This window comes from Xanthomonas sp. F10 (assembly GCF_014206815.1).
GTDB lineage: Bacteria > Pseudomonadota > Gammaproteobacteria > Xanthomonadales > Xanthomonadaceae > Xanthomonas_A > Xanthomonas_A indica.
In genome coordinates this window covers 124,934-145,732 of the sequence record NZ_JACHNP010000002.1, presented here as the reverse complement: position 1 = coordinate 145,732, position 20,799 = coordinate 124,934, and the positions used below count along the sequence as shown (strand labels likewise).

Sequence of the window (20,799 nt, the reverse complement as noted above, 5' to 3'; positions counted from 1 at the left end):
GCAGGCGCGCGCCCATGGCCGCGTCATCGCTCGGGCGTCGACGGACGTCCACGTCCTCACGCCTCCTGGCCACAGGCGCACGCAATCGCGGCGCGGCATGCTCGGGGATTGATGGCGCACCCCAGCGGCTGTTTCTTCTCCCCTCGAGAGCACGGCCCTCATCGTCGGGGAAGGTGCCCCGCAGGGACGGATGAGGGTAGCGACGCAGCCTCGTGCGCCGCAAACGCTGCGCGTCGCTTCGCGCCGTACCCTCACCCCAACCCCTCTCCCGGCGGGAGAGGGGCCACGCGTTCCATAGCGGGCCGAGGCTAGCGCCTGCGCGGCGGTGACCGTCGGCCGCTAGAATGGCCGCATCGCCCGCCGGCTCCAGAGCGCTTCGACCTCGCCGATGACCCTCGCACCCGACAGCCGCGCGCCGCGCAAGCGCGTGGCGCTGTACGAAGACGTGGCCGAGCGGCTGCGGCAGAAGATCTACGACTACGTGCTGCCGCCGGGCGAATGGATCGATGAGCCGGCGCTGGTCGCCGAACTGGGGATCAGCCGCACCCCGCTGCGCGAGAGCCTGAAGCTGCTCGCGGCCGAAGGCCTGGTGCAGATCGAACCCGGCCGCGGCGCACGCGTGACCCGGCTGACCCTGGAAGACCTCAACGAGCTGTTCCCGGTGATGGCGCTGCTGGAAGGCCGCTGCGCCTACGAGGCGGTGCGCAAGGTCGACGCCACCGGCCTGGCGCGGCTGGAGACGCTGCACGCACGCATGGAGCAGGCCGCCGACGAAGGCGATCTGGCCGAGTACTACCGGCAGAACTACCTGATCCACGAATCGGTGCAGGAACTGGCCGGCAATCCGTGGCTGATCCGCGTCACCCACGACCTGCACCGCATCCTCAAGATGCACCGCGGACGCCAGCTGCTGGCGCCCGGACGCATGCAGCAATCGCTGTCCGAACACCGCGAACTGATGGACTGCTTCCGCCGCGGCGATGCCGAAGGCGCCGAGCGCACCATGAACCGGCATCTGCAAAGCCAGGGCAACGCCCTGGCGATGTACGTGGCCGCCGGCGGCAAGTTGAACGTGCCGGCGCCGTTGCCTCGGAGCCGGGATTAGGGATTCGGCATTGGGGATTCGTTGAGCGGCCGGGATTCGGGATTCGGGATTGGGGATTCGTAACAGCGGCGTCTGCTGCGCCGATGAAACGCTGCGGTGGTCGAAACCATGCAAAAAAAAAGCGCCGACCCAAGGGCCGGCGCTTTTCTTGCAACGCAGGTTGGATCAGGAACCGCGATCCGCTCTAACCAATCCCCAATCCCGAATCCCCAATCCCAGCCTCACAGCCTCACAGCCACCCCGGCACCACCAGCAGCAGCCAAGCCAGCAACGGGCCGAAGAGCACCACCAGGCCGCTGTAGATCAGGAAGCGCTTGTACAGCGCGTCGCGTTCGTCCGGGGCGGCCGAGGCCACCACCAGCGCGCCGTTGGTCGAGAACGGACTCACGTCCACCACCGTGGACGAGATCGCCAGGGCGCAGATCACCCCGGCCGCGCCGAGGTGGCCCTGCAGCAGAAACGGCACTGCCAGCGGGATGGTCGCGCCCAACACCGCCGCCGACGAGGCGAACGCGGAGACGATGCCGCCGACGTAGCACACCAGCAGCGCGCCGAGCAGCGGGATGCCGATGTCGGATACGCTGTTGCCGATGAAGTCCACCGCCCCGCTCTCCTGCAGCACCGCCACGTAGGTGACCACGCCGCTGATCAACAGCACCGTGGACCAGCTGATGCCGTCCACCGCGCCCTTCTGCGCCTTCGGCGACAACAGCGCCAGCACCACCGCCACGGTCATCGAGACCAGGCCGACGTTGAGGTTGTAGATCAGCGAGGCGATGCCCAGACCGAGCAGGCCGAACAAGGTCAGCACGCGATCGCGGTTCAGGCGCACCGACTCCAGCGCCGCCGGGTCGGTGGACAAGGTGCCGCCGCCGGCCGACAGCAACGCGCCATGGCCTTCGATGGCGAACCGGCGATGCGAGGACTGATCGCCCACCGCCACATACTCGGCATTGGCCAGCGACGGCGTCTGTGCGCGCCGCAGCAAGGCCAGGCCGCCAAAGGCGAAGAAGCAGATCACCGCCATCAGCAGGTTGAAGCCGAGGCTGGTCAGGAACACCGCCATCTCGGTCACGTCCAGCCCTGCCTTCTCCACCACCTTGTTGGTGATGCCGCCGTACACGCTGATCGGCGAGAATCCGCCGGCCTGCGCGCCATGGATCACCAGCAGGCCCATCAGCAACGGATTGATCCTGTACTGCTTGGCGAAGCGCAGCGCGACCGGGCCGATGATCGCCACCGCCGCCGGACCCAGCGCACCGAACGCGGTCAGCACCGCGGTGACCACGAACATCACCCATGGGATCGCCACGATCTTGCCGCGGACCGCGCGCACCGCCCAATGCACCAATAGATCGATGGTGCCGTTGTTGCGCGCGATCGCGAACAGATAGGTGATGCCGACCAGGGTCAGGAACAGGTCGCCGGGAAACCCGGCCAAGACCTCCTTCCCGTCCATGCCGACCCAGACGCCACCGATGATGAAGGCCAACGCGAACGCGACCGCGCCCATGTTGACCGGCAACGCCGTGGCCACGATGAACATCACGATCAAGCCGATGATCGTTGCGATTTGTGGACTCATGCGCCCTCCCGAGCTGGCTGGATCCGTATCACTGCCCCTGCCGCGAATGGCCACCCGCCATCCTGGGTCGATCGCCCATTGCCAGCCGCCGTTGCGGCGCGGCGGCGGCCATCGCCGTCCCCGGTCGCCGCCGCGGCTGACATCACTGCATCCGCTGCTCCGCCTGCCGCACCCACGCCGCCGCTGCGGCCAGGCTGCCGAACTCCTCCACCGAGCGCGCCTGGCACTCCGGCAGCACCTCGCGCGCGATGCGCGCCAGCGCACCGCCCGGCCCCAGTTCCAGGAACACGCGTACGCCGCGTTCGGCGGCCTGGCGCAGCGTGCCGGCCCAATCCAACGTCGTCGCCAGCTGCGCCGACAAGGCGCCGACGGCGTCGTCGCGGTCGCCGATACGGTGTCCGTCGATGCCGGCCAGCACCGCGGCGCGCGGCGCCGCCAGCGGCGCGGCGCGCAAATCGGCGGCGAACGCCTGCGCCGCGCTCGCCAGCAGCGGCGTGTGCGCGGCCACCGACACCGGCAGGCGCTTGACCCGCGCGCGCTGCGCACGCGCCTGCCACTCGCCGTGCGCCAAGGCATCGGCATGGCCGCCGAGAATCAGATGGTCCCCGCCATTGACGATGGCCAGGTGCAGGCCGGTCTGCGCGCACAGGGCCTCGGCCTGTTCGCGCAGCAGGCCCTGCACCGCGATCAGGCCGTCGCCATTGCGGCTGGCCGCATCCATGCGCTGCGCGCGCTGCACCGCCAGCGCCAGGCACGCGTTAGCCTCCAGGCCGCCGGCCAACGCGTGCGCGGCCAACTCGCCGATGCTGTAGCCGAGCAGCAACGCCGGCGCCGACAGTTGCGGCAGCAACGCCGCCGCATTGGCCAGCACCGCGGCGCAGACCAGCGGCTGCGCGATTGCGTTGTCGTAGCGCGCGTCGTCGCCGGCCAGCGCGCGCGGGTCTGCGCCGAGCACCTGCGCCGCCGCCGCCAGCACAGACTCGGCCGCCGGCACGCCGACGCTGTGGTCGAACATCGCCGGATGTTGTGCGCCCTGTCCCGGGCACAGCAGCGCCAGGCTCATAGGCCCTCCTGGCGCTGCAGGAAGCAGGCGCAGGCCAGCAGGTCGGCGCTGCCGCCCGGGCTGAGCCGGCGCGCGACGAAGGCGTCGCCGATGCGCGACAGCTGCTGGCGCCAATCCGGCTGCGCAGCGCCGCCGGCCTCGAGGAACGTCCGCGCGCTGCGTTGCGCGAAGCGCAGCCCGTCGCGGCCGCCGCGGTGCAACAGATTCAGATCGTCGGTCTGCGCGATCAGCTGCAGCAGGGTCTGCGCCAGCGCCGCCTCCTGCGCCAGGCCCGCACGCAGCGCCGCCTGCAAACTGGGCAATGCCACCTCGCGCAGCAGCGGGAAACCGGCCGCCGCCTGTTCGCGCACGCCGGCCACGCCGTGCAGGCGCCGCATGCGCTGGCCGTGGCTGTGCGGGTCCAGCGGGGCGTCCAGCAGCGCATCGCGCCAGTAGACGCCGACGGCATGGCAGACCGCCACGCCATCCGGCGCCGCCTGCGTCCGGCTGCGCAGCCGCGCCGCTGCAGCGACCAGCAGGCCCAGGCTGAAGATCGCGCCGCGGTGCGTGTTGATGCCGCCGGTGGCGTGCAGCATGGCACGCTCGGCGCCGATGCCGAGTTGGCGCAGCGCGGGGAACGCCGCGGCGGTCGCGCCTGCGGCGGCGATCGCGACGAAGTAGCCGCGCAACGCGAACAGGCTGCGCAGGAACGTGGAGGCGTCCATGTCGTCGTGGCTGCCGCGATCGAACGGCGTGACCAGGCCAGGCTTCGGCGCGCAGGCCAGCTCGGCATGCAGGCTGGCGACGGCGAGACGGCCGAGGCGGTGCGGCATGGCGGCCGGATCGTGGAAATTCGCCGCGGTCTTCGCCGCGGCTGTGTTCGTCGCGGCTGAAGCCGCTCCTACAGGGACATGCGCATGTCCGGCTATTTGCACTGCGGGAGGGACTTCAGTCCCGACGTCTGCCGATATCGGAAAGATCGCGGCTGCGATCGTCGCGGCTGAAGCCGCTCCTACAGGGACATGCGCATGGCCGGCTATTTGCACTGCGGGAGGGACTTCAGTCCCGACGGCTGCCGGTATCGGAAAGATCGCGGCTGCGATCGTCGCGGCTGAAGCCGCTCCTACGGGGACTTGCGGACAGTCGGCTACCTGCACTGTAGGAGCGGCTTCAGCCGCGACCGCTACTGGCGCCGCGCCGTCCACCGCTGCAGGTGCCCGCACGAAGCTGCGGTCTTCCACACCGCGCAGCGCCCGCAGTTCCATCACGCCCCCCATGCCTGCAGCAGTTCGGCGCGCGGCTGCAGCCGACAGTCGCGCAGCGCCTTGACTAGCAGTTGCGCGCTGTCGCCGGCCAGTTCGCGCCAGCTCACCGCGGCGCCGTCGGGCAGCAGCACTTCGCCATCGACGCGGCGGCCGTGGCGCTGTTCCCAGCGCGCCAGGTCGGCGAGCAGCGCCGTCGCCCGCGCTGGCGACGGCGCCGGCCACAGCAGATCGATGTCCGAGCCGGCCTGCACGTAGGGCAAGCCGGTCAGCGCCTGCCAGGCGAAGGCGCCGAACACGCGCGGCGCAAGGCCATGCGTGGCGGCCAGCGCCTGCAGTGCGCGCAGCGGCCCTTGCCACGGCGGCACGGCCCGCACCTGCGCGCAGACCTCGTCCAGCGTGAGCGGTGCGCGCTGCCGCACTACCGCATCGCGCTCGGCCGACAGCGACAGGCGCTGCTTGCGTTCGGCCGGCGGCAGCGGCACGCCGAGACGCAACAGCTGCGCATCATCGCTGCGATCGCCGCGGGCGACGATCGCCGGATGGCCGGCCGCGAACCAGTCGCGCAAGCGCGCCTGCGCATCCGGCGTACGCGCCTGCCACGGCGCGTCGGCCGCCAGCCAGACCAGGTCGTGCCGGGCGAGCGGCTCATGCATGGCCGGCGGCGACCTCGGCGGCAATCCGTGCGGCCAGCAGGCGGCCGTTGCGCTCCGCGCCGCGCTGCGCACGCGTGTCGCCGTGCAGCGGCGCCTGCAGCGCGGCGACCAGCGCTTGCGCCAGATCGTCCTGCCACAGCGCATCCACCGCGCCCATCGCCGCGTAGTTCTCCACGCCCGGCGCGAAGACCGGCGAGCTCTTGCTCAGCGCCTGCAGCTTCTCCAGTGGCTGTTTGGTGACCCGCGCCATCGCGCGCAGATCCATCACCCTCACCTGCGCCTCGGGCAACGCATAGATCGCATCGGCCATCAGCCCGAAGGCGAGGAAGCCGCCGCTGACCGATTCGCCATAGACCAGCGTCAGCAGCCGCGCGCCGCGCCGCCGCGCCAGGTCCAGGCATTGCGCCAGATGGCCGAAATAGCCGTTGATACCGAGCAGTTCGTCCTTGCGCGACGGCCGCTGGCCGGCGGTATCGACCAGCATCACGATCGGCCGCTGCGGGTGCGACCGGGTGCTGTCCAGCACCGCGGCGGCCAGCGCCAGCGCGTGCTCCACGCCCACTTCCAGCTTGTCGGCGCTGCCGATCACGCTGACCTCGCCCAGCGCGGTGCTGGCGCTGCCGCCGATCACGCCGTCGTGCACCTCGACCCGGTGGCCGAGCGGGAACAACGCTTCCAGCAAAGGCATCAGCTCCATCACGGGCTCCGGTCGGCAACGGCGGCAAGAAAGGCGGCGGTGTCCAGCAGCGGCAGCGCTTCGGGATCGGCGATGCCCTGACGGCGCCAGATGTCCACGCCGTCGCGGCAGTCGCCATAGGCGTCCAGGCGCGTGCGCAGCGCGGCGTGCTCGGCGGCGATGCGCGCCAGGCCGTCGTCGTCCGCGGCCGCCGGCGGCGCCGCCAGCGCGGCGATCGCCGCGGCGCGGAAGTCCTCGATGGCATCGGCGACCAAGGCCTGCGCCTCGCCGAGCAGATAGCGGTGCTTGCCGCCGGTCACCCGCCACACCAGGGCGCGATCGCGCGAGTCGAATTCCTCCACGCCGCGCACCGTCTCGATCACTTCCGGACCCGAAAGACCAAGCCGCCCTTCCTCGGACATGACCACGCGCGTGCAGCAGCGGCTGACGATGCCCATGCCACCGAAGCAGCCATTGCCACTGCCGATCAGCGCCAGCACCGGCACGCCGGCGGCGCGCGCGTCCAAGGTGGCGCGCATGATTTCGGAGATCGCGATCAACCCGGCATTGGCCTCGTGCAGGCGCACACCGCCGCTGTCGGGCAGCAGCAGCACCGCCGCCGGCCTGGTCGCCGCGGCGCGCTGCAACAAGCCGGTGAGCTTGGCACCGTGCACTTCCCCGACCGCGCCACCCATGAACTGGCCTTGCTGCGCGGCGATCAGCACCGTGCGCCCGTCGAGCCGGCCCTCGCCGACGACGATGCCGTCGTCGAACGCGCCGGGCTGGTCCAGTTGCGCCAGGTGCGGACTCATCGCCCGCTGGCGCGGGCCGACGAACTCGCGGAACGAGCCGGGATCGAGCAAGCCGGCGATACGCTCGCGCGCGTCGGCTTCGTAGAAGCTGCGCGGGCGGCGATTGTTGGGGATCGCACTCATGCGCAACTCCGGTGTTGGGGACGTACTCGCCGAACTCGCCGAATCGGCAATGCGGGACCATCGTTCACTGCAGCGGGTATCCGGATCACAGTCGGCGCCATCCAGGTGCTGTCGGAAGATCGTGTCGGGGCTGAAGCCCCTCCCACAGCGTTCCTCGCGGGAACGGGGTCCCTTGTAGGAACGGCTTCAGCCGCGACGAACGCAGCCGAAATCTCGCACGCTCCAGACCCAGTCGGGGCTGAAGCCTCTCCTACAGAGAGCTCAGCGATTGCGGACATGCGGACTCGACGCATCACGCATCCTCCTGCAACGCTTCCACCGCCTGGTCCAGGCGCAAACCGACCACCGCCGGAGTGGCGCCGACGTCGTTGATCGAGATGCGCACGTCGCGCAGCGGATGGCGCGCGGCGAAATCGTCGAGCACCGCCTGCCAGATCGTGCCGAAGCCATCGGCGGCGGTGACGATCTCGATCTGCATCGCGCCACCGAGGTCCTGCGGTTCGATCAGCACTTCCAGGTTGCCGGAAGACACCACCCCGACCAGCACGTGGCCGCGCCGGCCATTCGGCGCCAGGCGCCCGTCGTAGCGATAGCGAAGGGTTTCCATCGACGTCCCTTACCAGTTGCGGAAACGTTGCGGCGGCGCGTACAGGCCGCCTGACCAGCGCACCAGATCCTTGACGCTGCGCGCGGCCAGCAGGTCGCGGGTGGCGTCGCGCAGGCGGATGCCGAGATCCTCGGGGCGGCGGATCACGCCGCGGTCGCGCAGGTTCTCGACCATGCGCCGGTCGCGGCCCAGACCCACCGCGGTGTAGCCGGCCACGCCGCGGATCGCCTGTTCGCGCTCCTCCGGCGTACGGCACAGCAGCAGGTTGGCGATGCCCTCTTCGGTCAGCACGTGGCTGACGTCGTCGCCGTAGATCATCACCGGCGGCAGCGGCATGTTGGCGCGCTCGGCCAGTTCCCAGGCGTCGAGCCGATCGACGAAGGCCGGCGCCATGTGCTCGCGGAAGGTCTCCACCATCTGCACCACCAGCTTGCGCCCGCGCGGCATCTCGCCCGGGCGCGCGGCCTCGCGCCCGGCTTTGAGCCAGGCCTCGCTGCCGTGGCGGCGGCCGCGCGCATCCGATCCCATGTTCGGCGCGCCGCCGAAGCCGGCGATGCGATCGCGGGTGGCGGTGGAACTGTTGCCCTGCAGGTCGATCTGCAGCGTGGACCCAATGAACATGTCGCAGGCGTACAGGCCGGCGGTCTGCGAGAACGCGCGATTGGAACGCATCGAACCGTCGGGACCGGCGAAGAACACGTCGGCGCGCGCGGCGATGTAGCGCTCCATGCCGAGTTCCGAGCCGAACGAATGTACCGATTTGACGAAGCCCGACTCGATCGCCGGGATCAGCGCCGGATGCGGATTCAGCGCCCAGTGCCGGCAAATCTTGCCGCGCAGGCCGAGCGACTCGGCATAGGTCGGCAGCAGCAGTTCGATCGCCGCGGTGTCGAAACCGATGCCGTGGTTGAGCCGGTCCACGCCGTATTCGGCGTAGATACCCTTGATCGCCATCATCGCCATCAACACCTGGATCTCGGAGATCTGCGCCGGGTCGCGGGTGAACAGCGGTTCGATGTAGTGCGGACGCGGCGCCTGCACCACGTAGCCGATCCAGTCGGCGGGAATGTCCACGCGCGGCAGCGTGTCCACGATCTCGTTGACCTGGGCGATGACGATGCCGCCCTTGAACGCGGTGGCCTCGGCGATCACCGGCGTGTCCTCGGTGTTCGGCCCGGTGTAGAGATTGCCTTGGCGATCGGCGGCTTGCGCCGCGACCAGCGCCACGCGCGGGGTCAGATCGACGAAGTAGCGGCCGAACAGTTCAAGGTAGGTGTGGATCGCGCCGATCTCGATGCGCTTGTCGGCGACCAGCCGCGCCAGGCGCAGCGCCTGCGGCCCGGAAAACGAGAAGTCCAGGCGCTGCGCGATGCCGCGCTCGAACACGTCCAGGTGCGTCGGCAACGCCAGCACCGATTGCAGCAGATGCAGCCCGTGCACCCGCGCCGGATCGACCTCGGTCAGGCACTGCGAGAGGAAATCGGCCTGTTTCTGGTTGTTGCCTTCCACGCACACGCGGTCGCCCGGCTCGATCACCGCCTCCAGCAGCGCCACGGCGTCCTGGGCCTCCACCAGGCGCCCGCGCGCCAACCCATCGGCGCGCTGCAGACGTTGCCGGCGATTGTCGGCGAGCGTGTTCCAGTCCTGAGGCATAAGGCTTTCCGTCGGCGAATGGAGGTGGCCCAACATGGTGGCGAGGCCGGACCGATACTGTAATTACGATATAATTATGAAGCCGTGACCAATGCACGCTGCGTTGCAACAGGCATGCTGTCGACCTGTTGCATCCGGATCCGGGGCACGCACGATTCAGTGTGCACGGCGTGCATGGTCGTGTCGTTGCCGGCCTTGCCGGCTTAGCGCCGCCCCAGACGTCGCGAGCGGTCGCCAGGGGGCGCGGAGGAGCCGCGAGTGCGGGAGTGGGTCATGGGCATGCCGCGCACCGCCTGCGGCGGCTGCGTCGCCGTTCTGTGGCGGCTCTCAGGGCGTGTCGCCGATTCCCGGATACCTCATTGGTTTTGGGCGCCGGCTGCGCGGCTGCCGAGACCAACCGAAGTGCCGCGCAACTGCGCGCCCCATGGCTGCGTCATCGCTCGGGCGTGGACGGACGTCCACTTCCCCCGCCTCCTTGCCAAAGGCACACGCAGTCGCGGCGCGGCATGCTCGGGATTTAGGGCACACGCCGCAGTGGCTGTTTCTTTTCCGCTCGGGAGCATGGTCCTCGTTTTTGGGAAGGTGCCCCGCAGGGCGGATGAGGCGACTGGCGCAGCCTCGTGCGCCAAAACCCTGCGCGTCGCTTCGCGCCGTCTCCTCACCCAGACCCCCGCTCCGCGCCCCGGCCCGCGCTTGCGGCGGGGGCGCTCCAGGGTGCGCGCGCCAGTGGCGCGCAGGCCGCACCCTGTCGCCCCAACGGGAGAGGGGCGACGCGCTCAGTAGCGCGCCGACGCCAGCGCCTGCGCGCGCTCCAGTTGCTCGGCGATGCGCTTGCGCGCCTGCTCCAGTTCCTGGCGCGTGGCGTCCTCCTTGGCGGCAGGCACCAGTTCGGCATCGATCACCGACAGCGCATCGGAATACTGCCGCACCACCGCCGCCGCGTAGGCGTTCATGTAGGCGGAGTTGTCCTTCTCGTCGCCCAGCGCCTGCAACTGCGCGCGGCCCTTGGCCACCTGCGCGGCGATCTTCTCCGCATCGCCGGGGCCACCCTTGCCGGCGGTGGCCGGGTCGGCATCGTGGTGCACGGCGATGGTCTCGCGGGCGAAGTCGGCCACGGTCTTGCTGACATCGCGCGACAGCGCCTGCTTCGACAGCGCCACCACGTTGCCCTCCAGCACCTGCAGCATCGCCTTGGCCGAGGCGTCGCCACCGATCGGCGCACGCCCGCTTTCGCCGCCGACCGGCGCGGCGGTGGGCTGCGGCGAGGTGGCCGGCGCGGTGCGCGAGGCCTGGTCGCCGGGCTTGCCGCAGCCGCTCAACGCGACGGCGGTCAGCGCCGCAAGCAGGGACAGGCGGGCGGGATGAAAGGATGAGGTCATGGAACGCTCCTGGTTGGTCTGCGTCCCACCATGCCCAGCCACCGCGCAAACCTGCGTGAATCGTTGGCGGCGGACAGGGTTGGATGCAGGCTCCCGTGAACGCGTGCGCGGTACCTGCAACGCCAAAGCGCCGCGCCTAGGCGCGTGCTGTGCCGCCGACCGTCATTGCACCCATTGCGCTACATCCCCGGAGCCGGCCTGGCGCGACCGGCCCCGGGCGCGGCTCAGCCGCAGCAGTAGCAGATCAGCGGCTGTCCGGGACCGCCCGGCCCCAGCTCGCCGCCGAACGGCGCGCATTCCTGCTGGCAGGCCCAGGCGCTGCAGGCCGCCTCCTTCTCGATGCCGTCGCCGGCAGTCGCCTGCACCGCGCCAAAGCCCATGCTGGCCAGGAACACGGCCGCGAGCATCCCGTTGCGTAACGCTGTCCAACGCTGTTTCATGGCTTACTCCTCGATGGTTGCCAAGGCCGGCGGCGCATCCGTGCTGCGCACTGCGGCCATCAGGTCCTGCATCCGCTCCGTGGTCTCGAAGACGCCGACGCGCGCATAGCGCACGCGTCCCTCGCGGTCCAGCGCCAGCAACGTCGGCACGTTGCGCGCGCGAAACAGCATCAGCGCGCGGCGATCGGTCAGCGTGGTCACCGGAAACGTGAAGCCATGCTCGGCGGCGTAGCGCTGCGCCTGCGCGGGACTGCAGTGGCACACGCCCAGCACCTGCACGCCGGGCTGCTGCGCGGCCAGGCGCTGCGCCGCCTGCACCACATGCTGCGCCGAGCGCTTGCAGTACGGGCAGGTGGTGGTGAAGAAGAACAGCACCTGGCGCTCGGCCGTCGGCTCACCGAGCGTCAGCGACGCGCCGTCCAGGCTGGTGGCGGCGATACGCGGCACATACATGCCCAGATACGGCTCGGTGGTGCGGGTGACGAACCAACGCCGTTCCTCGCGCAGGCTACGGTTCTGCCAGGCCAGCACCAGCACCAATGCACAGGCCACCAACAGTGCCAACCAACTCCAGGGAAACCGCCGTGCCATGCCGTGTGCCCGTGTCACCGTGTTCCCTGCAGGCTGCGCAGCTGTGGCGCGATGGTCAACGCTTTGCGCGCAGGTGCAGCGAATGCGTGATCAAGCTGGGGAGCGAGTCACGTGCCCCATGGGTGCGCATTCCAGCGGTGTGCTGCACGCATCGCGGCGCAACGCGTGTGCAGCGTCGCCATGCGCAGAACGCCGCCTCATGGCGCGACAACGCCGCCTTCACTGCATGTGGCACGCGGTCGCGATGTCGCTCGCTTGCAGGAACGGAATCAGGCAACGAAGCGTCGACGCACGCATGACGCAGCCTCGGCATCGCATTGGTAATTCGACCCGCCGGGCGGTTTGTCACGACCCTCAGGATGCGTCCCGCTCACCGAACGCACGCTGGCAGGCCTTGCGGTCGAACTGCAGCGCGGCGCGCATGCGCTGCTCGGTGAGTGGGCGTACCACCCAGTTCACCTCCAATTCGCCGCCGCGCGACACCACGGTGGGAATCGCCAGGAACCAGCGTGCGCCGGGGCCGCGGCAATACCAGAACGCATCGCCTTGATTCACGGCTGGGCTATCCGGCAAGAGCGACACCTGCTGCGTCGTGCGGATGAGCTGTTGCGCCTTCTTCAGCACCTGCAGATCCACACCGCGCAGGGCGATGCCGTCGCTGGTGAAGGACAGGTGGCGAAACGAGTCCATCAGCAGGGCGTCCATGCGGCGCTTGTTGTATCGATGGAGGCCTACCGCCAGCAGCGCCACGATCGCGGCGAACAGATAGAAGACCGCGTTCGCCATCACTTGCCCTCAGTCACCCGACCACCACACGCGATGCGCAGCGACCAGGCATGCGCTGGTCTCGCTGGCCGCAGTGCGCATGCGACACAGGACGCGACCGCACTTCCTGCAGGGAGGCATCTGCCACGGCACACCGGCAAATGTCAGCCACGGCGCCTACGCCAGCGCCGCACTGATCTGCGCCGCGGCATCGCACACCGCGCGCATCGCCGCCTGTGCGTCGATCGGTTGCGGGCGGCGTTCGATGAAGGGCACGGTGAGGGTGTAGCGGGCGATGCCGTGCTGCAGGATCGGTGCGGTGAGGTCGATCACCCCGACCACCGCCTCGCTGGGATGGATGCTGTAGCCCAGCGCGCGCACCTCCTGCGCCGCGGCCAGGAACGCGGCGCGGTCGTACGCCACCTCGCTGGCGTCCAGCCGCTGCAGCAACTGCGCCTGCGCATCGGCCGGCTGGAACGCGAACAGCACCAGGCCTGAGGTGGAGTGCGCGAATGGGCGGCGGTGGCCAGGACGCACCACCAGCCCCAGGTCGCTGGGCACGTCCATCTGCGCGATGACCACGATCTGGTCGTCCGACGGCGCCACCAGGTGGCAGGGCTGACGGATCGCGTCGGCCAGCGCGCGCATCACCGGCAGCGCCACTTCGGTGACGTTCTGCACGCGCGGCTGTTGCATGCCGAGCATGAACAGGCGGTTGGTCAGCGTGTAGCCGCCCTCGCCCGCGGCCCGGGTCAGGTAGCCGCGCTCTTCCAGCACCTGCAGCATGCGGAAGATCTCGCCGCGCGAGCGGCCGATGCCCTGTGAGATCTCGCCCATGGTCATCGGCCGCCCGTCGCGCGCCAGCAGCTCCAGGATGTCCAGCCCCTTGTCCAGGGCGGGCGCGCGGTACTTGGGCAAAGGGGTGGTCATTCCGTCGAGGACCCGGCAGCAGGCGAAGAGGGCTAGGGTACAGGGACGCCGCACCGGGTCGCACCGCTGGCGCGTTGCGCTGCGTGAATCGGCGCCGGCGACTCCATGCAAATATGAACTCAAATTTTATATTTGCATGGCACTCGCCGGCGCAGTACGCTCCGCCGACAATCCGAACGCGACGCGGCACACCTTGGGAGGGGTAGGCGGCAATGCACTACAGCAGCGAACGCGCCACCCCGGCGCCCGCCAGTCTCACCCGGACCGCGCTCGCGCCGCTGGTCCTGATCGTCAGCCTGTTCTTTCTCTGGGGCATGGCGAACAACCTCAACGACATCCTGATCAAGCAGTTCAAGAAGGCCTTCGAACTGACCGACCTGCAGGCCGGGCTGGTGCAGAGCGCGTTCTACCTGGGCTACTTCGTGTGCGCGATCCCGGCGGCGATGTTCATGCGCCGCTACAGCTACAAGGCCGCGGTGGTGCTGGGCCTGCTGCTGTACGCGGTCGGCGCGTTCCTGTTCTACCCCGCCGCGCAGGTGCACACCTACTGGCTGTTCCTGCTGGCGCTGTTCGTCATCGCCAGCGGCCTGGCGTTCCTGGAAACCACCGCCAATCCGCTGGTCACCGTGCTCGGCCCGGCCGAGGGCGCAGCGCGGCGGCTGAACCTGGCGCAGGCGTTCAATCCGCTGGGCTCGATCACCGGCATCCTGGTCGGCCAGCACTTCATCCTGTCCGGCGTGGAACATACCCCACAGGAACTGGCGGCGATGGCGCCGGCCGCGCGCGAGGCCTTCTTCGCCACCGAATCGCTGGCGGTGCAGACCCCATACCTGATCATCGGCGCGGTAGTGCTGCTGTGGGCGCTGCTGATCGGGCTGACCCGCTTCCCGACCACCCGCGCCGGTGGCGACAGCGCCGGCGCCGGCGGCTTCGGCCAGTTGCGGCGCAACCGCCGCTTCGTGTTCGCGGTGATCGCGCAGTTCTTCTACGTCGGCGCGCAGGTCGGCATCTGGAGCTACCTGATCCGCTACCTGCAGGACGGCGTGCCCGGCACCCCGGAGAAGACCGCCGCCGATTTCCTCACTGTCTCGCTGGTGCTGTTCATGGCCGGCCGCTTCATCGGCACGGCACTGCTGCGTTTCCTGGCTCCGGCGCGGCTGCTGGGCGTGTTCGCCCTGCTCAACCTGCTGCTGTGCGCGGTGGCGGTGGCGCTGCCGGGCTGGATCGGCCTGTACGCACTGGTCGCCAGCAGCCTGTTCATGTCGGTGATGTTCCCGACCATCTTCGCCCTGGGCCTGGACGGACTGGACGACGACGCACGCAAGCTGGGCGCCTCGCTGATCGTGATGGCGATCATCGGCGGCGCCGCGCTGACTGCGGTGATGGGCGCGATCTCCGACCATGCCGGCATCCATTGGGCGATCGCGGTGCCGGCGCTCGGCTTCGCGGTGATCCTCGGGTTCGCGCTGCACGCGGCGCGAAACCGCGTGGTGTCCCTTCCCTCTGCCCGCGGAGCCTGAGCCATGCCGCGCCATTGCTATCTGCTGGACCTGCACGACGACCCGGCGCTGATCGCCGAATACGAACGCTGGCATCGTCCAGACACGGTGTGGCCGGAGATCGTCGCCTCGCTGCGCGCGGCCGGCATCCGCGAGCTGGACATCCACCGCTGCGGCGATCGCCTGGTGATGCTGATGGAGGTGGACGAGGCGTATTCGCCCGCGGCCAAGGCCGCCGCCGACGCCGCGGACCCGCGGGTGCAGGCGTGGGAGGAGCTGATGTGGCGCTTCCAGAAGCCGCTGCCCGGTTCGGCACCCGGCGAGAAATGGCGCGAGGCGCTGCAGATCTTTTCGTTGCAGGCGGCGCTGGCGGAGCAGGAGCGCAAGGGCGCGGGCTGAGGCGTTTGCGAGCGGGATGTCGGTCTTGACCGCTGGTGCAAGCGGTTGCAGTGCTGCTTCGTTTGTCGCGGCTGAAGCCGCTCCTACGGAAAGCGATCCGGAGCCACTGTCGCTGTCGTAGGAGCGGCTTCAGCCGCGACCGGTTCGCTGCCGCCGGTGCGCTTCCAGCGATGGAAAGCGCACCAACGTCGCTGGCATCAGCCGACCTGCGCCGCCAGGTCCGCACTCCAGAACGGGCCATCCGGGTACAGGAACTGGGTGACCGAGGCGGCATGCATCTCGGCCGAGAAGCCCGGCGCCGTCGGCGCCAGATAGCGGCCGTGCACGATCCGCACCGGATCGACGAAGTGCTGGTGCAGGTGATCGACGAACTCGATCGCGCGGTCTTCCATCTTGCCGGTGATGGCGACGAAATCGGCCATGGCCAGGTGTTGCACCAGTTCGCACAGGCCCACGCCGCCGGCATGCGGGAACACGCGCACGCCGAACTTGGCCGCCAGCAACAGGATCGCCAGGTTCTCGTTGACGCCGCCCACGCGCGCTGCGTCGATCTGGATCAGGTCCACCGCGCCGGCCTGCAGCAACTGCTTGAACACCACCCGGTTCTGGGTGTGCTCGCCGGTGGACACCGGCACAGGGGCGATGCCGCGGCGGATCGCGGCGTGGCCTAGTACGTCGTCGGGGCTGGTCGGCTCCTCGATCCAGGCGATGTCGAATGCGGCGAGCTGGCGCATCCAGGCGATCGCCGGGCCCACGTCCCAACGCTGGTTGGCGTCCACCGCCATGGCGATGTCCGGACCGATCGCCGCGCGCGCCAGGCGGCAGCGGCGGATGTCGTCCTCCACGTTGGCGCCGACCTTGAGCTTGATCGTGCGGAAGCCGTCGGCCACCGCCTCCTTGGCCAGGCGCACCAGCTTCTCGTCGGAATAGCCGAGCCAGCCCGGCGAGGTGGTGTAGGCCGGATACCCCTGTTCCAGCAGCGTCTGGATGCGTTCGGCGCGCAGCGGTTCGGCCTCGCGCAACATGGCCAGCGCCTCGTCCGGGGTCAGCGCGTCGCTGAGGTAGCGGAAGTCGATCGTAGCCACCAACTGTTCCGGCGACAGCTCGGCGATGAAGCGCCACAGCGGCTTGCCGGCGCGCCGCGCGGCCATGTCCCAGGCGGCGTTGACCACGGCGCCGATGGCCATGTGCATCACGCCCTTCTCCGGACCCAGCCAGCGCAGCTGCGAATCGTCGGTGAGGCTGCGCGCGAAACCACCGAGGTCGCCGATCACCGTCTCCACGTCGCGGCCGACCACGTGGTGCGCCAATGCCGCCACCGCCGCGCTCTGCACGTCGTTGCCGCGGCCGATGGTGAAGGCCAGGCCGTAGCCGGCGAGGCCGTCGCCGGCGTCGGTGCGCAGGCGCAGATAGGCGGCCGAATAATCCGGATCCGGATTCATCGCATCGGAACCGTCCAGTTCGCGCGAGGTGGGGAAACGAACGTCGAAGGTCTCGAGCGCGACGATTTTGCTCATGGGGATCCTGGTGGGTGAAGCGGTAGGAAAGTCAAAAAAAGCAGTGAAGTAGCCCCTCTCCCCCCGGCGACCGGAGGGAGAGGGGCTTTGCATCTCGTGCGTTGCTTACTGCGCGTCGCGCGGATGCGCGACCACGGCCTGGCGCTGCTCGCCCAGGCCTTCGATGCCCAGCCGCATCACGTCGCCCGGCTTCAGGTACACCTGCGGCTTCTGCCCCAGGCCCACGCCTGGCGGCGTGCCGGTGCTGATCACGTCGCCCGGCAGCAGGGTCATGTAGCGGCTGATGTGGCTGACCAGCTCGGCCACGCCGAACACCATCGTGCGGGTGCTGCCGTTCTGGTAACGGTGGCCGTTGACCTCCAGCCACATCGACAGGTTCTGCGGATCGGGCACCTCGTCGGCGGTGACCAGCCACGGGCCGATCGGGCCGAAGCCGTCGCAGCTCTTGCCTTTCACCCACTGCCCGCCGTGCTCGAGCTGGAACGCGCGCTCGGACAGGTCGTTGATCACCGCATAGCCGGCGACGTGCGCCAGCGCCTCGTCCACCGACACGTCGCGCGCGGTATCGCCGATCACCACGCCCAGCTCTACTTCCCAGTCGGTCTTGAGCGAACCACGCGGGATCGTCACCGTGTCGTTGGGGCCGCTGATCGCGCTGGTGGCCTTCATGAACAGCACCGGCATCTCCGGCACCGCCATGCCCGACTCGGCGGCGTGGTCGGCATAGTTCAGCCCGACGCAGATGAACTTGCCGACGCGGCCGACGGCGGCGCCGTAGCGCACCTCGCCGTCCACCTGCGGCAGCGTGGCCGGGTCGAGCGCGCGCAACCTGGCCAGGCCGGCGGCGGTGAGATGCTCGCCCGCAACGTCGTCGATCACCGCCGAGAGATCGCGCAGGTGGCCGTCGGCATCGAGCAGGGCCGGGCGTTCGTGGCCGGGTTCGCCGTAACGCAGCAGTTTCATGGGAAATCCTCTGTCGTAGTGGGAAGGCGCGGTCAGTTCGACCAGCCGCCGTCGATGATGTGGGTCTGGCCGGTGGTGAACGAGGATTCGTCCGAGGCCAGGTACACCACCAGCTGCGCGATCTCGCGCGGGTCGCCCAGGCGGCCCATCGGCTGGCGGTCGGTGAAGCTCTTCCACACCGCCTGCTCATCGCCGCCCAGCGCCTTGACCCGCTCGCCCAGCGACGGCGTCTTGATCGTGCCCGGGCAGATCGCGTTGCAGCGGATGCCCTTGGCCACGTAGTCGGCGGCGATGGCCTTGCTCAGGCCGATCACCGCCGCCTTGGTCACGCCGTAGGCGAAGCGGTTGGGCACGCCCTTGATGCTGGACGCCACCGAGGACATGTTGACGATGCTGCCGCGGCCCTGCGCGAGCATGCCCGGCAGCACCGCCTGGCACAGGTAGTACATCGCATCGACATTGATCGCGAACGAGCGCTTCCACGCCGACGCGTCGCAGTCGAGGATGCTGCCCTGGTGCACGTAGCCGGCGCAGTTGAACAGCACGTCGAAGGTCGGCTGCGCCGCCACCAGCGCCTGGATCGCGGCGGCGTCGGTGACGTCCAGGGTCTGCGTGGCGATGCCATCGGCCTCGGCGGCCAAAGCCTGCAGCGCGGCGGCGTCGATGTCGGTGGCCAGCACCTGCGCGCCTTCGCGCGCGCAGGCCAGTGCGCTCTCGCGGCCGATGCCGGCGCCGGCGGCGGTGATCAGGCAGCGCTTGCCTTGCAGACGGCCGCTCATGCGCGGCTCCCGGAAACGGATGCGAACGTGGTCATGGGGCGGGACTCCAGGTGGGGGAGGAGGAAGCAATCGGATCGGACAGGCGGTAGACGCGCCGCGCATTGCCGGCGAACACCGCCTCGGCGTCGCCGGCGGCATGCTGCGCGACCCAGGCCTGCGCCAGCGCCATCCAGGCGGCGTAGTCGGCGCGCTGGGTCAGCACCGGCCAGTCGCTGCCCCACAGCAGCCGCTGCGCGCCGAAGCAGGCGAACAGCTGCGCCACGTAGGGGGCCAGCGCGGGATCGTCGATGGCGGCATCGGCCGGGAGTTCGGTGAGCAGGCCGGACAGCTTGCACAGCACGTTGGGGTGCTGCGCCAGTTGCGCCACGCCATCGGCCCAGGCCTGGAAGTCGGCGCCGCCGATGGCCGGCTTGGCGGCATGGTCCAGCACCACGCGCAATTGCGGGTGACGCTGCAGCCGTGCCAGCAGCGCCGGCAGGTGCAGCGGCCGCACCAGCGCGTCGAAGGCCAGATCGTGCTGCAGCAGTGCGTCGAACGCCGCGTCCAGCTGCGGCCGCGCCAGCCACTGCGGATCGGCCAGGTCCTGCACCATCGGCCGCAGTCCCTTGAGCAGGCCGGCGCCGTCGGCGCACAACGCGGCGATGCGCGCGGCGACATCGGCCGCCTCGAAATCCACCCAGCCGACCACGCCGGCGATGCGCGGCTCGGTCCGCGCCAGCTGCAGCAGATAGCGCGTTTCCGCTTCGCTCTGCGCCGCCTGCACCGCCACCAGCGCGGTCACGCCGTGCGCGTCGAGCGTCGCGGCCAGGTCCTCGGGCAGGTAATCGCGGTACAGCACGCCCAGGTTTGGGGTCAGCCAGGCATAGTCGCCACGCGCCAGGCGCCAGAAATGCACATGGGCGTCGATGACGTTCACGGCGTCGGCACCGGCGCGCGCAGCAGGCCGTCGTCGCGCAGCTGTTGCCACAGTGCCGCGGGAATCGCCGCGCGCAGGCGCGTGGCGGCGCTGGCCACTTCCGCCGGCGTGCGCATGCCCGCGACCACCGTGCTCACCGCCGGATGCGCAAGCGGGAACTGCAGCGCCGCCGCGCCCACGTCCACGCCGTGCGCCGCGCAGGCTGCGAACAGGCGCTGCGCGTGCTGCAGCGTGGCCGCATCTACCGGCGCGTAGTTGTAGGTCTCGCCCGGGCCGCGCGCATCGCTCAGCAGGCCGGAGCTGTACGGCCCGGCGACCAGGATGCCGACCTGCCGCTGCAGCGCCTGCGCCATGATCCGCTGCGCGGCGTGCTGCTCGAGTAGGGTGTAGCGGCCTGCCAGCATCACGCAGTCGAGCGGGAACAGCGGCAGCAGTTCCACCGCCACGTCTTCCTCGTTGACGCCGATGCCGATCGCCCGGCACGCGCCCTGCGCCTTGAGCGCGGCCATCGTCGGCAAGGCCTCGTCCAGCGCCTGCCGCAGCATGGCCGGATGGCGTGCGCCGTGGGTCAGGCGGCCGATGTCGTGCAGCAGCAGCACATCGATGTGATCGGTGCCGAGCCGCTGCAGGCTGGACTCGAATGCACGCAGCACGCCGTCGCGGCTGTAGTCGAACTCGGCGCGGCGCCCGGCGACGGCGAAGCCCTCGCGCCCCGGCGCGGCCGCGGCATCGTCGTAGACGCAGCGCCCGACCTTGGTCGAAAGCGTGTAGCTGGCGCGCGGCAGCCCGCGCAGGCCCTGCCCCAGGCGCTGCTCGCTCAGCCCGTAGCCGTAGTACGGCGCGGTGTCGAAATGGCGGATGCCGGCGGCATAGGCATCGGCCACCGCGGCCAGCGCCACCGCATCGTCCACCTCGGCGTACAGGTTGCCGATCGGTGCGGCGCCGAAGCCCAGCGTGGACAGGTGCACGCCGCTGGCGCCCAGCGCACGTGGAGCGGTGACGGCATCGGTGGCGAAGCTCAACGCCATGCCCGAACTCCCAGGATGGGCCGCACCGCAGATCGCCCGCGGACGCGCGAGGGACGGTGGCGACGGGGATTG

General features: G+C 70.0%; 21 protein-coding genes. 3 read left to right on the top strand and 18 right to left on the bottom strand.

Annotated elements, in window-relative coordinates; genetic code table 11:
* Window positions 1–388: 388 nt before the first annotated feature.
* Complete coding sequence (locus FHR56_RS12225; RefSeq protein WP_160945629.1) at window positions 389–1,105, top strand: GntR family transcriptional regulator; 717 nt, start codon at window positions 389–391, stop codon at window positions 1,103–1,105.
* 229 nt (window positions 1,106–1,334) lie between these two features.
* Here FHR56_RS12225 and FHR56_RS12220 read toward each other — a convergent pair whose 3' ends face one another.
* The 13 genes from FHR56_RS12220 to FHR56_RS12160 all read right to left on the bottom strand — a co-directional run bounded on the left by FHR56_RS12220 (window position 1,335) and on the right by FHR56_RS12160 (window position 13,626).
* Window positions 1,335–2,690: an SLC13 family permease gene (locus tag FHR56_RS12220; RefSeq protein ID WP_160945630.1), complete on the bottom strand. Its 1,356-nt coding sequence runs from the start codon at window positions 2,688–2,690 to the stop codon at window positions 1,335–1,337.
* 142 nt (window positions 2,691–2,832) lie between these two features.
* Window positions 2,833–3,753, bottom strand: a complete 921-nt coding sequence (locus FHR56_RS12215) for an acyltransferase domain-containing protein (protein ID WP_160945631.1) — start codon at window positions 3,751–3,753, stop codon at window positions 2,833–2,835.
* Window positions 3,750–4,565, bottom strand: a complete 816-nt coding sequence (mdcB, locus tag FHR56_RS12210; protein ID WP_160945632.1) for a triphosphoribosyl-dephospho-CoA synthase MdcB — start codon at window positions 4,563–4,565, stop codon at window positions 3,750–3,752. Before mdcB ends, FHR56_RS12215 begins: the two co-directional genes overlap by 4 nt.
* 431 nt (window positions 4,566–4,996) lie before the next feature.
* Window positions 4,997–5,650, bottom strand: a complete 654-nt coding sequence (gene mdcG, locus FHR56_RS12205; protein ID WP_160945633.1) for a malonate decarboxylase holo-[acyl-carrier-protein] synthase — start codon at window positions 5,648–5,650, stop codon at window positions 4,997–4,999.
* Window positions 5,643–6,347 (bottom strand): biotin-independent malonate decarboxylase subunit gamma, encoded by a 705-nt coding sequence (mdcE, locus tag FHR56_RS12200; RefSeq protein WP_160945634.1) that lies wholly within the window; start codon window positions 6,345–6,347, stop codon window positions 5,643–5,645. Before mdcE ends, mdcG begins: the two co-directional genes overlap by 8 nt.
* Entirely contained in the window at window positions 6,347–7,261 is a 915-nt protein-coding gene (locus tag FHR56_RS12195) for a biotin-independent malonate decarboxylase subunit beta (protein WP_160945635.1), read from the bottom strand. Before FHR56_RS12195 ends, mdcE begins: the two co-directional genes overlap by 1 nt.
* 292 nt (window positions 7,262–7,553) lie before the next feature.
* On the bottom strand, window positions 7,554–7,868 hold the full coding sequence (gene mdcC / locus FHR56_RS12190) for a malonate decarboxylase acyl carrier protein (RefSeq protein ID WP_160945636.1): 315 nt from the start codon (window positions 7,866–7,868) through the stop codon (window positions 7,554–7,556).
* A gap of 9 nt (window positions 7,869–7,877) precedes the next feature.
* A complete protein-coding gene (gene mdcA / locus FHR56_RS12185; protein WP_160945637.1) occupies window positions 7,878–9,521 on the bottom strand; it encodes a malonate decarboxylase subunit alpha in 1,644 nt (547 codons plus the stop codon).
* A 776-nt stretch (window positions 9,522–10,297) separates the two neighbouring features.
* Complete coding sequence (locus tag FHR56_RS12180) at window positions 10,298–10,900, bottom strand: hypothetical protein (protein WP_184502633.1); 603 nt, start codon at window positions 10,898–10,900, stop codon at window positions 10,298–10,300.
* A gap of 224 nt (window positions 10,901–11,124) precedes the next feature.
* Window positions 11,125–11,340 (bottom strand): hypothetical protein, encoded by a 216-nt coding sequence (locus FHR56_RS12175; protein ID WP_184502632.1) that lies wholly within the window; start codon window positions 11,338–11,340, stop codon window positions 11,125–11,127.
* A 3-nt stretch (window positions 11,341–11,343) separates the two neighbouring features.
* Window positions 11,344–11,904, bottom strand: a complete 561-nt coding sequence (locus tag FHR56_RS12170) for a TlpA disulfide reductase family protein (protein ID WP_184502631.1) — start codon at window positions 11,902–11,904, stop codon at window positions 11,344–11,346.
* A 381-nt stretch (window positions 11,905–12,285) separates the two neighbouring features.
* Window positions 12,286–12,717, bottom strand: a complete 432-nt coding sequence (locus FHR56_RS12165; RefSeq protein WP_160945640.1) for a hypothetical protein — start codon at window positions 12,715–12,717, stop codon at window positions 12,286–12,288.
* 156 nt (window positions 12,718–12,873) lie between these two features.
* Window positions 12,874–13,626, bottom strand: coding sequence for an IclR family transcriptional regulator (locus FHR56_RS12160; RefSeq protein ID WP_019796754.1), 753 nt, complete (start codon window positions 13,624–13,626; stop codon window positions 12,874–12,876).
* A 212-nt stretch (window positions 13,627–13,838) separates the two neighbouring features.
* Between FHR56_RS12160 and fucP the strand changes: the two genes are divergently transcribed.
* Both fucP and FHR56_RS12150 read left to right on the top strand, forming a co-directional pair.
* Window positions 13,839–15,146, top strand: coding sequence for an L-fucose:H+ symporter permease (gene fucP / locus FHR56_RS12155; RefSeq protein ID WP_160945641.1), 1,308 nt, complete (start codon window positions 13,839–13,841; stop codon window positions 15,144–15,146).
* Window positions 15,147–15,149: 3 nt separating this feature from the next.
* Window positions 15,150–15,524: an L-rhamnose mutarotase gene (locus tag FHR56_RS12150; RefSeq protein WP_019796753.1), complete on the top strand. Its 375-nt coding sequence runs from the start codon at window positions 15,150–15,152 to the stop codon at window positions 15,522–15,524.
* Window positions 15,525–15,721: 197 nt separating this feature from the next.
* On the opposite strand, the gene FHR56_RS12145 is transcribed toward FHR56_RS12150, so the two are convergent.
* The 5 genes from FHR56_RS12145 to FHR56_RS12125 form a co-directional block, all read right to left on the bottom strand.
* Complete coding sequence (locus FHR56_RS12145) at window positions 15,722–17,041, bottom strand: L-fuconate dehydratase (protein ID WP_160945642.1); 1,320 nt, start codon at window positions 17,039–17,041, stop codon at window positions 15,722–15,724.
* A 105-nt stretch (window positions 17,042–17,146) separates the two neighbouring features.
* Window positions 17,147–18,004, bottom strand: a complete 858-nt coding sequence (locus tag FHR56_RS12140) for a fumarylacetoacetate hydrolase family protein (RefSeq protein WP_160945643.1) — start codon at window positions 18,002–18,004, stop codon at window positions 17,147–17,149.
* A gap of 32 nt (window positions 18,005–18,036) precedes the next feature.
* Window positions 18,037–18,783: an SDR family oxidoreductase gene (locus FHR56_RS12135; protein WP_160945644.1), complete on the bottom strand. Its 747-nt coding sequence runs from the start codon at window positions 18,781–18,783 to the stop codon at window positions 18,037–18,039.
* Between the two features lie 31 nt (window positions 18,784–18,814).
* Window positions 18,815–19,699 (bottom strand): amidohydrolase family protein, encoded by an 885-nt coding sequence (locus FHR56_RS12130; RefSeq protein ID WP_160945645.1) that lies wholly within the window; start codon window positions 19,697–19,699, stop codon window positions 18,815–18,817.
* Window positions 19,696–20,727 (bottom strand): aldo/keto reductase, encoded by a 1,032-nt coding sequence (locus FHR56_RS12125; protein WP_160945646.1) that lies wholly within the window; start codon window positions 20,725–20,727, stop codon window positions 19,696–19,698. The genes FHR56_RS12130 and FHR56_RS12125 overlap by 4 nt, the downstream gene beginning before the upstream one ends.
* Window positions 20,728–20,799: the final 72 nt, after the last annotated feature.